The organism is Eisenbergiella sp. OF01-20 (assembly GCF_003478085.1).
Lineage (GTDB): Bacteria > Bacillota > Clostridia > Lachnospirales > Lachnospiraceae > Eisenbergiella.
The window spans coordinates 44706-60319 of record NZ_QUES01000039.1; the positions used below are offsets into that span (position 1 = coordinate 44706).

At 44.2% G+C, this 15614-nt stretch carries 14 protein-coding genes; 6 read left to right on the forward strand and 8 right to left on the reverse strand.

Annotation, left to right across the window (positions count from 1 at the left end; all coding sequences use genetic code 11):
- Positions 1-8: 8 nt before the first annotated feature.
- The 6 genes from DXA36_RS27800 (at position 9) to DXA36_RS27825 (ending at position 7325) form a co-directional block, all read left to right on the forward strand.
- Entirely contained in the window at positions 9-2345 is a 2337-nt protein-coding gene (locus DXA36_RS27800; protein WP_118682523.1) for an ABC transporter transmembrane domain-containing protein, read from the forward strand.
- A gap of 9 nt (positions 2346-2354) precedes the next feature.
- Entirely contained in the window at positions 2355-2912 is a 558-nt protein-coding gene (locus tag DXA36_RS27805; RefSeq protein ID WP_118682524.1) for a DUF1854 domain-containing protein, read from the forward strand.
- Positions 2913-3104: 192 nt separating this feature from the next.
- Entirely contained in the window at positions 3105-5318 is a 2214-nt protein-coding gene (locus DXA36_RS27810; protein ID WP_118682525.1) for an ABC transporter transmembrane domain-containing protein, read from the forward strand.
- Between the two features lie 58 nt (positions 5319-5376).
- On the forward strand, positions 5377-5913 hold the full coding sequence (locus tag DXA36_RS27815) for a GNAT family N-acetyltransferase (RefSeq protein WP_118682526.1): 537 nt from the start codon (positions 5377-5379) through the stop codon (positions 5911-5913).
- Between the two features lie 47 nt (positions 5914-5960).
- The gene (locus tag DXA36_RS27820; protein ID WP_118682527.1) at positions 5961-6380 is read left to right on the forward strand and encodes a GNAT family N-acetyltransferase; all 420 of its coding nucleotides are present in this window, start codon (positions 5961-5963) and stop codon (positions 6378-6380) included.
- Positions 6381-6479: 99 nt separating this feature from the next.
- Positions 6480-7325, forward strand: coding sequence for a MerR family transcriptional regulator (locus DXA36_RS27825; protein WP_118682528.1), 846 nt, complete (start codon positions 6480-6482; stop codon positions 7323-7325).
- A 312-nt stretch (positions 7326-7637) separates the two neighbouring features.
- Here the strand turns inward: DXA36_RS27825 and DXA36_RS27830 are convergent, their stop codons facing one another.
- From DXA36_RS27830 to DXA36_RS27865, 8 genes are all read right to left on the reverse strand, one after another.
- The gene (locus DXA36_RS27830) at positions 7638-7787 is read right to left on the reverse strand and encodes a hypothetical protein (protein WP_182479288.1); all 150 of its coding nucleotides are present in this window, start codon (positions 7785-7787) and stop codon (positions 7638-7640) included.
- Between the two features lie 452 nt (positions 7788-8239).
- Entirely contained in the window at positions 8240-8518 is a 279-nt protein-coding gene (locus DXA36_RS27835; RefSeq protein ID WP_118682540.1) for a type II toxin-antitoxin system YafQ family toxin, read from the reverse strand.
- Positions 8518-8811 carry a type II toxin-antitoxin system RelB/DinJ family antitoxin gene (locus DXA36_RS27840; protein WP_118682530.1) on the reverse strand — a complete coding sequence of 98 codons (294 nt, stop codon included), beginning with the start codon at positions 8809-8811 and terminating at the stop codon, positions 8518-8520. The genes DXA36_RS27835 and DXA36_RS27840 overlap by 1 nt, the downstream gene beginning before the upstream one ends.
- Positions 8812-9051: 240 nt before the next feature.
- Positions 9052-9957 (reverse strand): type I-C CRISPR-associated protein Cas7/Csd2, encoded by a 906-nt coding sequence (gene cas7c / locus DXA36_RS27845; protein ID WP_118682531.1) that lies wholly within the window; start codon positions 9955-9957, stop codon positions 9052-9054.
- The gene (cas8c, locus tag DXA36_RS27850) at positions 9958-11985 is read right to left on the reverse strand and encodes a type I-C CRISPR-associated protein Cas8c/Csd1 (protein ID WP_118682532.1); all 2028 of its coding nucleotides are present in this window, start codon (positions 11983-11985) and stop codon (positions 9958-9960) included.
- Entirely contained in the window at positions 11982-12725 is a 744-nt protein-coding gene (gene cas5c / locus DXA36_RS27855; RefSeq protein WP_118682533.1) for a type I-C CRISPR-associated protein Cas5c, read from the reverse strand. The genes cas8c and cas5c overlap by 4 nt, the downstream gene beginning before the upstream one ends.
- 20 nt (positions 12726-12745) lie before the next feature.
- Positions 12746-15151 carry a CRISPR-associated helicase Cas3' gene (gene cas3, locus DXA36_RS27860; protein WP_118682534.1) on the reverse strand — a complete coding sequence of 802 codons (2406 nt, stop codon included), beginning with the start codon at positions 15149-15151 and terminating at the stop codon, positions 12746-12748.
- A gap of 47 nt (positions 15152-15198) precedes the next feature.
- A complete protein-coding gene (locus DXA36_RS27865; protein ID WP_118682535.1) occupies positions 15199-15471 on the reverse strand; it encodes a KilA-N domain-containing protein in 273 nt (90 codons plus the stop codon).
- Positions 15472-15614: the final 143 nt, after the last annotated feature.

The window sequence follows — 15614 nt, forward strand, 5'->3', positions numbered from 1 at the left end:
ACAAGACATTGGCAGAAGAACTATTCCAGAAACTCCCGCCGGTACTTAAAAACCTGGCGGAAGAACGGGGAATCACAAAGGAGGGCTGTCTGTCGGCAGTCCGGTTTGATATGAATTTTGAAGAAAAGTATGTGGATGGCTGGTTATTGCTGACCAGGGATCAGATCATGGTGGCACAGTCGGTCCGGGATCCCCTGTATACGAAGCAGTATAAGGGATGTATGGAGCAAAAGGAGAAATTCCTGGGAAGCCGCACGTATGAGATACGGCTGCTGTCGGTGGCGGAAACCGCTTCCATGCAGGTGCTCAAGCAGGTGGCTACCAATGTTCTGTTTTACCGTCCGGAGGGGGAGGAAGACGATATCCGCCTGGCTTTGTGTTCCAATATGTATCTGGTACCGCTTCGCCGCTTTGCTGCCGTATTTGAAGCGGTAAAGACAGGAAAAGAGCTGACGGAGGAGCTGCTCCGGGGAGAAAAGGAAGAGGAATACTGCAGTAAATGCGGCACGATGTACCCGGATCCGGAGCGGAAGATCTGTCCCCGGTGCATGAATAAAAGCTCCGTCTTTTTCCGCGCTTTAAGCTATTTTAAGCCTTACGCTGCCAGTATTGCGGGGATGTTTGTCTGTATTATGGCCACCGCCCTGCTGAATCTGATCTGGCCGTACTTAAATGGTACGATTCTTTATGATAAGGTGCTGGCAAGAGATCCGGCGTTCCTGGATTTTTTAAACCTGCCGGCAGGCAAATACGTGACGGCGCTGCTGCTGGTGGTGCTCTCCATGTTTATGACAAAGCTTTCCCTCCAGGTGTTCGGCATCATCCAGGGTGTATTAAATGCCAGGATCATACCGGGTGTGGTGATGAAGCTGAAAACAGACGTGTTTGACGCCATGGGCCGCCTGTCCATGGGCTTTTATAACAGCAAGCAGACCGGAAACCTGATGACCAGAGTTATGGGCGATTCGGAGGAGGTTACCGGGTTCTTCCTGGACGACCTGCCCTATATGGCATCCAACATATTATCCCTGGTGGCAACAGCCGTGATCATGCTTCGGATTAACTGGAAGCTTGCCGTGCCGGTGCTGGTATGGATACCGGTAGTGCTGTTTACCAGCTATAAGATGGCTCCTACCCTGTTCAATTATTTTTCCAGCCGCCATCGGGCGAGACGTTCTTTAAACAGCAGGGTAAATGACAACCTGACCGGCGCGCGCGTGGTAAAAGCCTTCGGCCAGGAGGAAAAGGAGCTGGTACGCTTTGATAAATATAATAAGAAGCTGATGCATGCAGATGTGGAGCTGGTACGATTTGATAACCGTTTCACCGTGCTTTATGCGGCGGTGGAGAATTTATCCAACCTGCTTGTATGGGCGTTGGGCGGTTTCATGCTCTTCCATTACGGAAATCTGGAACTGGGTGTCCTGATCACCTTTATCAGCTACGTGGCACAGCTGAACAATCCGCTGGATTTCCTGGCCTTCAGTTTTCACGAATGGGCGGAAAGCATGACCAGTGCCCAGCGTATGTTTGAAATTATCGATTCCCTTCCGGATATTACGGAAAAGGAGAATCCGGTACATATAGAAAATATGAAGGGGGACATCCGGCTGAAGAATGTAACCTTTTCCTACGATAAAAACAAGACCATCCTCAAAAATGTCAGTCTGGAGGTGGAAGGCGGCAAAATGCTGGGGATTGTGGGCCGATCCGGCGCGGGCAAAACCACGCTGGTGAATATGATCTCCCGTCTCTATGACCCGGATGAAGGGGAAATCCTCATAGATGGCATACCGGTGAAGGATATCGCCTTTACCGATCTGCGGCGTAATGTGGCGCAGGTATCCCAGGAAACCTACATATTTATGGGAAGCGTATACAGCAACATCGCCTATGCCAACCCCGATGCCACCAAGGAAGAGGTCGTCCAGGCCGCGGTTCTGGCAAGCGCCCATGATTTCATCTGTAAAATGCCCGACGGTTATGATACCATCATCGGGGCCACCGGCAGGGAACTGTCCGGCGGTGAGCGCCAGCGGATTTCCATCGCCAGGGCAATCCTGGCGAATCCCCGGATCCTGATTCTGGATGAGGCCACGGCTTCCGTGGACACGGAAACGGAGAAGGCGATTCAGGCTTCGATTAATTTCCTGATTAAAGGAAGGACCACGATCTCCATCGCCCACCGGCTGTCCACTCTGCGGGATGCGGACCGGCTGGTAGTTATGGATGAGGGCAGGATTACCGAGGAAGGCAGCCATGAGGAGCTGCTGGCTAAAAAAGGGACTTATTTCAAGCTGCGGGAACTGCAGACCAAGGCATTGGCTATGCGGGGACTGGAATAGGAGGTAGTTATGGAAGATTTATTTGCGCAGGAATTTGATCTGGAACAGATGGAAGCGGAGACGGAGGCTATGCTGGCTCTGAATTATCTGGACAGGGATAATAGTATATTCCGCCGGACGGAAGGCGGTTTTGTATCGCTGGATACGCAGGGCAGGCATTATAACAGGGTCCAGGTGTTCCGTACTTTCCCTTTTACCGGGAAGAATCTGTATATTTCCATACGGGAGCCGGATGAAAAGGCAAAGGAAATCGGTGTAATCCGCGATCTGGATAAGGATGTGGACGAGGATACGCGCAGGATGCTGACCGAACAGATGGAGCTGCGCTATTTCACACCGGTTATTACAAAAGTGAAGAATGTGAAGGAAGAGTATGGTTTTGCGTATTTTGATGTGGTGACTGACCACGGGCCCTGCCGTTTTGCTATCCATATGAGCGGCAATGCGGTGGTTCATCTGACCGATACCCGGCTGCTGATCACTGATCTGGATGAAAACCGGTTTGAAATACCCGATACCTCAAAGCTTACGGGGAAAGAGCTGAAGAAAATCGGGCTGTTCCTGTAAAAACAGCCCTGCATGCAGCCGCCGGTGACGGGGCCTGTTGCTGTGAAAGCTTCGCTTCCACAGCATGGATGGCCATTCGGCCCGGCTGCTTCTATATGGTGTGCTGCCCGGTGAACGGGCATGAAATATTACCAAAAATGATTATATTACAAGTTTTGGTGCGCTTTTTATGGCGCAGGAATGAGGACATAAATGGAACTGAAAGTAAAACTGCCCGGGGAGATCAAGGCTCTGTTTGCGCTTGCGGGAGGGGAAGAGATACGCTACTGTTCTCCCTTTGACATTAACAGCAGCGGGAAGTACTGCGAGTCCTCCTATGGGGTACTGACAACCATGCGTCTGCTGATTATAGAAGAAGGACGTATTGCCTATGAAATGCCGCTTACCGGATTAACGTCGATCAAATGCGAGTCTCAGGTTAATAATGGTATTCTGGTAGTTACACAGAAACAGGATGGGATGGCGAGGCATGTGGCGCGTTTTTCTATGAAGCATATCTCCCGTTTCGCATCCATTGCCAAAGGCGGGATGCTGCTGCTGGAGGGCAGCGACAGGCTGGTAGAAAACAGGGAATATGAAAAAACCTGCCCCAAATGCGGCCGCGCGCTGCCCGGAACCCGCGAATGTCCCAAATGTGAAGGGAAAAATGTTACACTTTTAAAATTTGTCCGCCTGTGTTCCAATTATAAAAAGCAGTTTGTCATGGTGGCGCTGATGATGCTGTTTTCATCCGTAGTGGGTCTGGCAGGCCCGATGTTCCAGCAACGATTTATTGATAATACCTTGATGTCGGATCATGGCAGTGTCCGGGAAGTCATCCAGTTCACGCTGATCATGGCGGTTATTACCGTGCTGTCTATCGTCACAAGGTATCTGCGGAGCCTGTGGAGCGCAAAGCTGGGAGCCGGTATCAGTATGGATATCCGCGGACGGCTGTACCAGAAAATGCAGGTACTTACGCTGTCCTTTATCCAGGATCGGCGTCCCGGCGAGCTGATGAACCGCATTAACAACGATTCCGCTAACATCCGCAGATTTATGGAGGATGCCTTCGGCAGTATATTTTACCTGCTGGTGCTGATGACGGGCGCCATCATTGTAATGCTGACCATCAGCCCGGGACTGACACTGTTGTCCATCGTTTTTCTGCCTCTGGCCGTCGCCCTTTCGGTGGGCTTCCGTAAGGTGATCCATCGTAAATTCCACATGCAGTACAGCCGCGGGGATGACAACAACAGCGCCCTGCAGGATGTGATTTCCGGCATCCGTGTGGTGAAGTCCTTTGGCAAGGAAAAATATGAATCCGACCGTTTTAAGACAATATCAGCCAGCTATGCCGGGATTCAGAAGAAGAATGAGGTATTCTGGGCATCCTTTTACCCGATGCTCACTTTTATCATGGGCATGGGTATTTATTTTGTAACCGCTCTGGGCGGCCTCAAGACACTGGACGGCGGGCTTTCGGTAGGGCAGCTGCTGCAGTTCACCACCTATGCCACCATGCTCTACGGCCCGCTGGGCTGGATGACGCATCTGCCCCGCATGATCATACAGATGTTAACCAGTCTGGAACGTATTTACGACGTGCTGGATGAACAGCCGAAGATACGGAACCGGGAAAACCCGGTAAGCAGGGAAATCCAGGGCTCTGTGGTTTTTAAGGATGTGTGCTTCGGCTACCGCTCCTATGAGACTGTCTTGGAAAAAATAAATTTCGAAATCAGGAAGGGAGAAATGATCGGTATTGTAGGTGCTTCCGGCACCGGCAAATCCACACTGATCAATCTGGTCATGCACCTGTACGATGTGGACGACGGCGAACTTTTGATTGACGGGATGAATATCAATGAGTACCGGATAGAGGATTTCCACCGCCAGCTTGGCGTTGTGCTCCAGGAAACCTTCCTGTTTTCCGACACGATTCTGAACAATATGCGATTTGCCAGGCCGGACGCGACCTATGAGGAAATTATCCGTGCAGCCAAAATGGCGAATGCCCATGATTTTATCTGCAAGACCCCTAACGGATATAACACCTATGTGGGCGAGAAGGGATACAATCTGTCCGGCGGCGAACGCCAGAGGATCGCCATAGCCAGGGCTATACTCAATGATCCCAAGCTTCTGATACTGGATGAAGCCACTTCCAGCCTGGATACGGAGAGCGAGTATCTGATCCAGAAGGCGCTCCAGAGGCTTACAGCCGGCCGCACCACCCTGGCTATCGCCCACCGGCTGTCCACACTGAAGGATGCGGATCGGCTCATTGTTATCGACGGACACCGGATTGCCGAATGCGGATCACATAATGAACTGTTGGAGAAAAAGGGGATATACTATAATCTGGTGACGGCGCAGCTTCAGATGCAGACATTGAAAGAAGGGAATGGATCCGGCAGCGTATAAAAGACATAATATCCTGTGAATTAGAAAGTAAGCGAACAAATCGGAAAGGATAAAAGGTATGGAATTACTGACAGAGAGATTAAAAATACGTAATTTAAAAGAACTTGATTTCCCTGAATTTGAAAAAACATTAAATGATGTTCAGCAGACATGCCTCGGCAGCGCAAGAGAGTTTTTTAACTGGATAATTTCCCAATATAAACATATGGATGTTGTAAATGGCCTGATATCTCTTGGAATATTTGATAAAAAAACAGGTACGTTATTAGGAACCATAGGCGTGGGAAAGCATGACGATTTGCATGAACCTGAAATTTTTTACCAGTTGCTGCCGGAGTACAGAGGGTATGGATATGTAACCGAAGCGGCAAAGGCTGTAACAAAATGGGCTTTGGAAAGCTACGGAATTCCTTATTTGATTGGAACAGTTGAAGTGAATAATATGAAATCACAAAGAGTTTTGGAACGCTGTGGTTATCAATTTATTGATGAAAGAACTTTGTTAGTTCATGTGGAAGGTAAATATTATAGGTTCAGGTATTATAGGTTCTATCCGAGAAATGGATGTCGGCAAACCGTAACAAAACGTTCATAATAGTTGATACTGTTTTTTGGAATTACATATAACGAGGCGGCATTATTATGGTAGAAATAAGAAAAGCTGGACAAAAAGATAAGGAATTATGGTTTTTATTTGACAAGCATCTATCAGAAGAAGAATTTTATTATAAAGTAAATAAGCAGAGAGGTTATCTTATTTTTAAAGACAATGCCCCAATTGGGGTTTTCCGATGGAATATGTTTTGGGACAGCATCCCTTTTCTTACCCTGATATACATAAAAGATGAACAACGGGAAAAAGGAATTGGCAAAATGGCAATGATGTATTGGGAAAAAGAAATGAAAGCAAAGGGATATAAAGTAGTTATGACATCTACACAGGTAAATGAAACTGCTCAGCATTTTTATCGGAAAATGGGTTATAGTGATTGCGGTTGTCTTATACTTGACCTTCCGGAACTGCGACAGCCAATGGAAATGTTTCTGATAAAACGAATCTGACTAAAACGAAATAAATTTGCTGTAACCTCTGTAAAATGTATTGACACTCACGGAACGTGAGGGTGTAGTGTGGTCTTGTCAGGAACAGGAGGCACCATAATGAAAACCGTAAAAGAAGTATCCGAACGAACCAATATCAGCGTGCGCACCCTTCATTATTATGATGAAATAGGACTATTGAAGCCTTCGTCATACAGTGAAGGGGGATACCGGCTTTATGACGATAAAGCCCTGGAACGTTTGCAGCAGATACTTTTTTTCCGGGAATTCGATATGCCCTTGCTGGATATCAGGGAGATTATGGATAACCCTGACCTGGACAGAGACTCCATACTTGTCACACAAAAAAGAATGCTGGAAATCAAAAGAGACCGTCTGAACCGTCTGATTTCCGGAATATCCGACATTTTGAGAGGAGAAAATAAAATGGATTTTGAAATGTTCAGTAAAAAAGAAATGGATGAGATGTATCAGGCTGTCGTTGCAAATATGGGAGAAGAACAGCTGCAGGTGATGAAGGAAAAATACGGAAGTCTGGAGAAGTTCCGGGAGCAGTTTCTGGAAAAAGCATCCGAACAGGACGCACAGCAGAATTTCCGCAAGGTAGTGGAGTGGTACAGAAATAAGGATAAGGCCATGGATGCGGTAAAAAATCCTGCGGGTGTGGAGGTCATGGAAGCATATCGGAACCGGATAGACGGTATTTATAAAAAGCTGGCAGAAAAAATCGGCACGGATGTTTCTTCCTTCGAGGTGAAGTCCCTCATCGGAGAACTGGACTTTGTATCCAAGCAGCTGTATCAGATGGATGACGTAAAAGAACTGATGCTGGAAATCGCAGATTCTTATGAAAAGAATGAGGATATGCGCAAGAGTATGGATGCGCCGTATGGAAACGGAACCGCGGCATTTCTGGGAAAAGCGGTACGGGAATTTTATAAATAAGTATAACAGGTGACAATTGCGGTAACCGTTCAGATAAGTCTGAACGGTTATCCTTTGCAGCCATACGGGAAACGGGAAGGATTGCGCGTGACCCAGCTTCAGTATCATGACTATAGTATAATAGATCAATTTTTTTTATGTAATCCTTGGTGTTTTTATTTTATATTATATATCCGTTGGAGGTATGCCGTTATTTGTCGAATAATGTCGTCACAATATCCGTCACCCTTATGTCAAGGCCACGACAAAATCTATTTTAATAATAAATGACTTTGAAACGATACATCGACCGTTCCAAAGTCATTATGAAAGTTACGTTAACTTCTTAATCATTTTCTTATCAAAAGTAGTTTCAGCAAATAATAAAAGTCCCTTAACCACAACTTCTTTTTTCTCACATATTACCTCATCTAACAGAGTAATGATAACACGTTGATTTTTTCTTGCATTTAGTTTTTCCAAAGTCTGTATCACTGCTAGGTTAAAATAGGTGAAAAGGGCTATAGAACATGGTATGTTTAGCAACTGCTAGGTTAAAATAGGTGAAAAGGGCTATAGATTACAGTATTTTTAGCAACACTTCCATCAAAATATCCATTAACCGCAATCAAAATATTCGCGCCTTCCTATTTTTAAATGGCAATACTATGAAAATATACCCTGTATTCGTTATATCCGAAAATATCCCACTATACAACCTCTACATATTTTAGCTACCCTATTCCCTGGCTACCCTATTTTCATTTATTCGACACATTTTCTTATCCGATTGTGTCTTATTTCATCGTACTTTGCCGAATCTTGTCGCCACCACCTCCGTCACCCTTATATCAAGCAAAAGACAAAAATTTTTATTTATTTAATAAAGTCCACCTTCACTAAATAACGGCGGACTTAGGATGAACTTTTACTATCTACTTTCCAAACAGGTCGGAATGTGTCCCAGTGCGAGAAGCAGTTAAAATTAACTTATCTTGCTTTATTGCATAAATCAGCAGCCAATCCGGTAAAATATGACATTCGCGGAATCCTGTATAGTTTCCTGTCAGGGAATGGTCACGATACTTCTCTGCAAGCAACTTCTCTTCTAAAATTGTTTGGATTACATCTTCCAGAAGGTTCATATCATATCCTCTCTTTTTCACCCGCTTGTAATCTTTACGAAATTGTCCGGTTGTTTCTAATTGTAACATCATTCACCGTCCATTTCTGCGTCAAGCTCTGCAAACAATTCACGGGCAGAAGAATAGCTTTTTGTTGAAATATCACCATTCATAATATCTCTTGCTTCCCGCATAGCGGCTTCTGTCTCAGAATTGTACCGGGGCTGCTTCATTTCAAAAGGCAAACCACCTTCCATGATAGATTTGCGTAAAAAGATATTAATTGCATCAGTAACTGTAATACCAAAACTGGCAAAAAGTTTTTCTGCTCCGGCTTTTGTTTCCGGATCAATACGGACGTTGATATTAGCTGTTTTAGCCATTATGCTCACCTCCTTAAATCATTGTCTATATCTATAGTATATCCTATTGTATTAACAATATCAACACAATGTGAAACATTTTTATGAAATGAATCTTTACAAAACTGTGATATTTGTCGAATATTGTCGTCACCACCTCCGTCACCCTTATGTCAAGCCCACGACAAAAGCTTCCACAATAAAAGGACTTTCAGCAACTATGAAGCTGCCAGAAGTCCTTTTAGGCGAATATTCTCTGTTTTACTCTTGGATATGGTTTAATTCAATTATTTCCGGAACACATATACTTTCCGGCACCGGAATATCGTAATCATCAAAACTGTGAGGTTCCTCAACCTTTGACGTAATCTTCAAAGAGCGCTGAATTATCGCAGAAGTTTCTTTCGGGGTTTTATCACTATGTTTCCACCAATAAACTCTGCAAACCTCACAGGTGCCATCCGGGCGAGCCGAAGACGCATCGTTTTCAAAAAGTGTACAGAGCGCTTCCTTAATTTTGTTGGAATCCTCATCAGAAAAGCCTGTTTTTTCTGCAAGCTGACAGTTAATGCTTCCGTAGATCACATACAAGCCAAAATTAACGTAGTGTTTCATCCCCATTGTATCAGATGCTCTGCCTTTTTTTCCACCTTCGGCGTTCACGCTTTTCGTAATCTGCATGTCAACAATATCAATAGGGTCTACACTGACCGCCTGTTGTATCGAAACCGGTCCACGGATACCAACAGATAACTGGCTGCCTGCCTCATCTTCTTCACCTTTCGCTTTCTTCCTGTCCTTTTTGAATGCAAATACCTGACCAAAAGCTCTGACATCAATCCATTTTTCACAGGCTATTTTAGAAAAAAGATCCGTATCCGCATCTTTACCCTTTTTTAATTCAGCATCAAGCTGAGCGTCACTGGCGGCGCGGTCACGCAAATTGCGGTACTGATCTGTTTCCCTTCCGTCTGTTTGGACAAAGATGCTTTCCCCCATATCTTGTAATCGGTTGCGGATCTTGCGTTTAATAGCCACATCAGAAAAAATCCCATGGCCATTGTAGTCCTCCCTGGGACGGTTGCCATTCAGAGGGTCACCATTAATGTTTGCCCGCGTCACGGAAACAATTGTCGCAAAGTCAATCTTGTTCTGCAAAATACTCATTTATTCTTCCTCCTCACTAATCGTATTAATTTCATCTTCGTCTGAAGCAATGACATCGTCTTTCTTTCGGAACTTTAAGACTTCTCGCTGGCAATCGTAACCAAGCAGGAACTTCCCATCAAGAGGTTTCTTTGCTTCAAAGCAGCCAGGTTCAAATTGCCCTTCAATCTTCCCGTAAAGATCTTTGTAATATTCTCTGCTTCCAGGCTTTAATCGATTTAAATAAGTTTGTGTATTCCTGCGAATGATTTTCCACGTCCGGAAAGGCGTTTGCGAGAACTGCCTCATATACCGCTCCGCATTTGTTGTACGAGTTTCGCCCTTATCAAACGTGCAGCGCTCTATTTTTTCCGCAGCTGCTAAAAGCCGTCCAAAAAGATAACTCCGGTCTGTGCAAAGTTCATCAAGTGCCATATTAAATATCACTCCCTTTTCCAAATAATTTTTTTTAATCAAGGAACATGCTGTGTGCAGAACTCTCAGATAATTAAATTCCTTTTCATAGGCTAACGGGTTAGACGCTTTCATCACTGCGGTTCTGACTATATCCGGCGGAATGGACGCCCCGTCGATGATACATGGCCTCAGCCGGTCAAAAGCAGATATGAGCAACGGGCATTTGCCATCGCTATTTGAAGGCAAAGTTAGGAGCTTTTCTTTCTCGGTACCATAAACTGCTTTTGCAATCTCCTTGACTGAATCAATACCTTCATAATGACGATACCTTTTATCCTTATCAAAGTATTCCTGCCGCCAACAGCAGCTTTCCTGCCATTGCCTAATGTTCTTCAGATAGGAGGATGTTTCTAATTCTCTGTAATAAGTCATTGCAAGCCTTCCGGGAGATGCGCTGTCAAGTGCAAGTATCACCATACTTGAGTTATTCTCAATATTTTTTACGTATCCGTCTATGGCTAAATTTAAGTCTCGCGCGGTTGCATAATTCGTGTCGGTATGATCAGCTTCGTTCTCGCCAAATAATGCATCCTCAGAATCCCGAAGCGGCTCATCTCTGTTTGGCAAAGCAGCAAGTAATCCCACAGCACCTTCATAGAATTGTGGTAATTCTTTCAAAGCGCTTTCCCATGTTACAAGGCACACTCCATCCCGAATATATCCCTGCCGGCGAATGATCCATTTCAGTGCATTATGAATCTTCTGCGATGTTTCATACCCAACAGAGAGAGCCTCATTATAGCCGTTGTTTTTGTCTTTGGTCTTAAAACGTCCTCTATAAGTAAAGTTAGAGTCATCGTTGGAGGATATCAGGCTTGCCTTTGTATCCCATTCTCCGCGAATCTTAACCGGATTTGTTTTCGCTGTTAGTTCAATATTACCCGTAAAATAACAAAGATCCTTGTTTTTGGCGGTTGACAAATAGTATTTGATGAAATCCTGCTGCGTTTCCTTGTCAAGCCAAACCGCAGTTTCCTCCTGATGGACCTTCCTCTCATAAACCCGAAATCTGACAAATGCTTTTTCAATCCGAGCGCCTTGGATTTTCTTTCTGTCGGACAGTAAACCATCATCATCTGGTAAAAGGACACCGCTTTTTTGCAAATCCGCTATTACTGATCTTCGTAGCACATATTTATAAACAGCCATAACTTTCGTTGTCACGAAATCTGATGAACACCACGCCGATAATCCATTGATATAAGACGGAAAGCTATTTTTGATATCACGGATGGTGCGGGTCCTTTTCTTTTCTGTCTCTCCGTCAAGGAACATGGTTATCCGCTCTAAGAAATCCCCGGCAATATAGGAAAGACTGTCACATAACGGAAGAGCTTTCACGCCACTGGTTCTCCTGTCAGGATAAGGCACTATCGTTTCAGCCTCAGATTTGTCGACTGTCCGGGCGCTGATAAAGTTTCCGTCCTCATCTATTATCACTTCAATTTGAGCTTTCATTGTATCATAGCCTAGTGGCATGAGTACCAACGACTTGCCATTCCAGTTTTCAACGTTCCCTGCGCGCCATGCATTTGCATCATACAAAGCACACAGGGTGGCGGCCCAACTCATACTCCCACCTCCTCATCGGTAAATTCTGTAAAGCCAATGAAGTTTTTCTGGGCTTCACCAAATTTTTTGACTTGCATTTTATGTAATATTCTCCTGTCCTTATCCGCTATATCCTCTGGTGCAGGAAATTCTATGATACCGTTTCTCATTACAACATGGTTAAAACGTGTACTCATATTTCCCTTTTCATTTTCCCGGATAGCTTCGTCTGCATAGGTGAATCCATGGAACATATAGCCAAATGAAAGCTCCTCTATGCTGTCATATGCGCCCTTGCCCTCACCAAATACGCAGGGTGTAACATCCCCATGGCATTCCCGCGTTCCGAGGAAAATATCTCGTCTTCCACCGCGTTCAATCATTCGCTTTGCGATATTATGATGTTTATTTTCATTTCGGTCACTCGCAAGTTCCGGTCTATTTTCGTTCCAGACGAAATGAGCGCACACCTGATATCTTACATCTTTGAGGTAGGTATAAATTGACAAATCATTACCTCCGTCATAATTTTTTGTTCGTATGCCTTCCGAAGCGGTTTGAATGGGGTTCATTATGCGCACAGCATCAATAATCCAAACGATGGTAGGTTTGAAATACACCGACATCAATATGCCTTTCAGTGATTCGTAAGTCGGCACGTAATAACTGCTCTTTTCACCGCCGACACGGGTAATCGGGTCAGAAAACAGTGCACGGTCGCCACACACCTCAAATTCAACTGTATTCCTTTTTTTCTCCACATTTACACCTCTCTGGTAAATTAACTCTTGGGCTCATCGTCTATACCATAATCTTTGTCATAAAAATCTTTTGATAAGATTATCACCCCAATCTCATTTTCTTGAACTATACCTGCTCCGATTTTCTCAATCGTATGTGCGGGCAGCTGAACTGTGTATTGCTGCAAATAACGCAGCTGTTTTTTCTGTTCAAAAATAAAGTGACTGGACAGCAGTATACGTATATGTTTGCAGGCGTCATCATTGTACTCTACAATAACCGAATATTTACCTGTATTATCAATCACTTCAAATGCCTCTCCGGCTTCCCTGAATGCCTGTTTTAAAAGAATGCCGCCCGATGTCTGTTTGCGTTCCCTTCCGACAGGATTATTGGTAAGCAGATCAATGATTGTATGTTCTGGGTCATCCTTTAAAGGAAAGGCCATCTCCCTTTGCAGCGAATGGTAATATTTTGAGTAAAATTCATCCATTGCGGCTTTTGACAGAGCTCCGCCAGGATAACGGTCCGCATTCATATGAATATGGTATAAAATTTCCCGGGTTATTTCCTGAGCCTCTTTTATATGACCAAGCTTACCAATCTTTTCGTCATTTATGTAAATCACGGAAAGAGTTCCACACACGGTTTCCCGATTTCGGTTACAGCGTCCTGCAGACTGCACAATGCTGTCCAGCCCCGTCAGTGAACGGACAACATGCTCAAAAGAGAGATCGACGCCTGCCTCTATAAGCGTTGTGCTGACACAGATAATCTTTTTGGAACTTTTCTCATCAGACAGATATCTGCGCATTTCCTTGATTACAGCGCTGCGATGTGCAGGACACATATTAGTGGACAAATGAAACACTTTATATTCGCTGCTGCCACGTGATAATTTTAAAATGCGTTCCGCAATTCTCCGCGCGGCTGCTTTGGTATTAACAATGGCGAGCATTGATTTCACTTTCTGCGCCAGCCTAAATATAAATTCGGCCGCCTCGACTGATGAGAAACCGTTTTCTCTTATGAAATCTACGATCTTAACACGCCTGAAAGCTTCGCTGTATCTGTCGGCATCCTGAATGATGTCACGCGGAGGACAAATTCGGTATTCATCCAGTTCATCTAAAAGCGGTTGTGTTGCAGAACATAGAAGTATCGAAGCATTGCAAAAGCTGGAAAGAAAATTCATTGCCACATTAAAAAGTTTTAATACTTTTATCGGCAACGCCTGTATTTCATCAACAATAATAATTGCATTGCCAAGCGCCTGCATTCGTCTCACGTCGGAAATTTTTGATGCAAATAGCGTATTCAGAAATTGCACTGCAGATGTTGCTATAACAGGGGACTGCGACCAATTCTCAGTAAGCAGCTTATACTTCTTCTCTTTTTCCCCGTCATCTTGCTCAAACACCATATTTGAGTGATGCCGCAATACAGCATTGTCATCCCCAATGCACCTTGCTATCTCATCCGCGTTTTGTTCAAGAATTGAATTGTATGGGGCGATATAAAAAATACGGCGTTTTATATATCGCTCTGCCGTTTGCAGTGCATAGCGCAGCGCTGATATCGTTTTCCCCGCGCCACAGGGAACAACGAGCCGGAATATCCCGCAGCTGTTTCCGTCAAATTTATCACACGCTTCAGATATCTCAATTCGATAGCAATCAAGTGGCGACGCCGCTTTTTCCCTCAGCATTTTTTGGATTTCAGTTTCACAATTGACACGATAGCGGCACCATATCGCAGTCAGCTCTTTAGCAGACATTTGTTCAGGTATTTTGACATTATCTTCAAAGCAGGCCGTATCGGTGCAATCGGCATCAATCAAGATAGAGGTCAGCAGTCTAACATACAACGCTAAATAGATATGTGCGGAACCCAATCCATTCCTTTTGGGCTGAAATTTATTTATTTCATCTTGTATGTTTCTTGCCTCCGCACAAGCTTTCGCAAATTCTTCTAAAATAACTCTTTCCCCATAAGTCTCATATACGATGGACGCCACCTGCTTGTACGAGTCAGAGATACGTTCTGCCGCCTTCAAAAATGCAGATACTCCATCTTTTGTAAGAGAATTCCGCAGTCCGTGGTGGCTCATTATGGAGACCCGTATCATTTCCGCTGCCAATCTTGAGCATAGGTCTGTATCTTTTGCCAAACAATCTGCAAAACAGGCGCCATAAATTGAGTGGAGTACCGAGCCGCGAACAACAGGTTTTCCGTCTGCCGCATCATTTATATAGTTGTAGTAACTCATGGTATTTTTTCCAATGTCATGATACCGTCCGCTAAAAAAAGCTAAATTCTCCAGTCCATACATCGCTCCGGAACGCTTTGCCAGCCTGGCTACACCATCATTATGCTCTATCACTGTCTGTTTGCATTTATCTGAACGTCTAATATGGGCAATATATGCCTCTTTTATAAGGTCCACTTATTCACCTCTTTATTCCCGTGGGTGCTAAATATTAATACATGAATTTAATTTATAAATATGGAATTATAGCTAATTTTAATTGCCTCGAATTTAAGGTAATTAAAATCAGGATTATTGAGTTGTTCCCCAAAGCCCAAAAATTCAATGGTACTTCTATTCCTCATCCAGTTTTGGATTACATACCCAGGATATTCTGGATTCTTATATTTTGCTATGTCAGTTAAAGAAATATAGTCATCATAACTGCCATTTGACACAACAGAAATTTGCATACCCTTCGCATTAATTTTCGCTTTCAAGACTTTGTCATCCTTCATTTTGAACCTCCGACAACTTCTCCTATATTATACCAAATTATATGGTAAAAGTCCTGTTTCAAATAAACTATTTAGGAACATTTCAATCATAGCTTAGTTTTCAAATTAAGTTCCACCCCGACATGGAAGTTAATCAGCGAAAC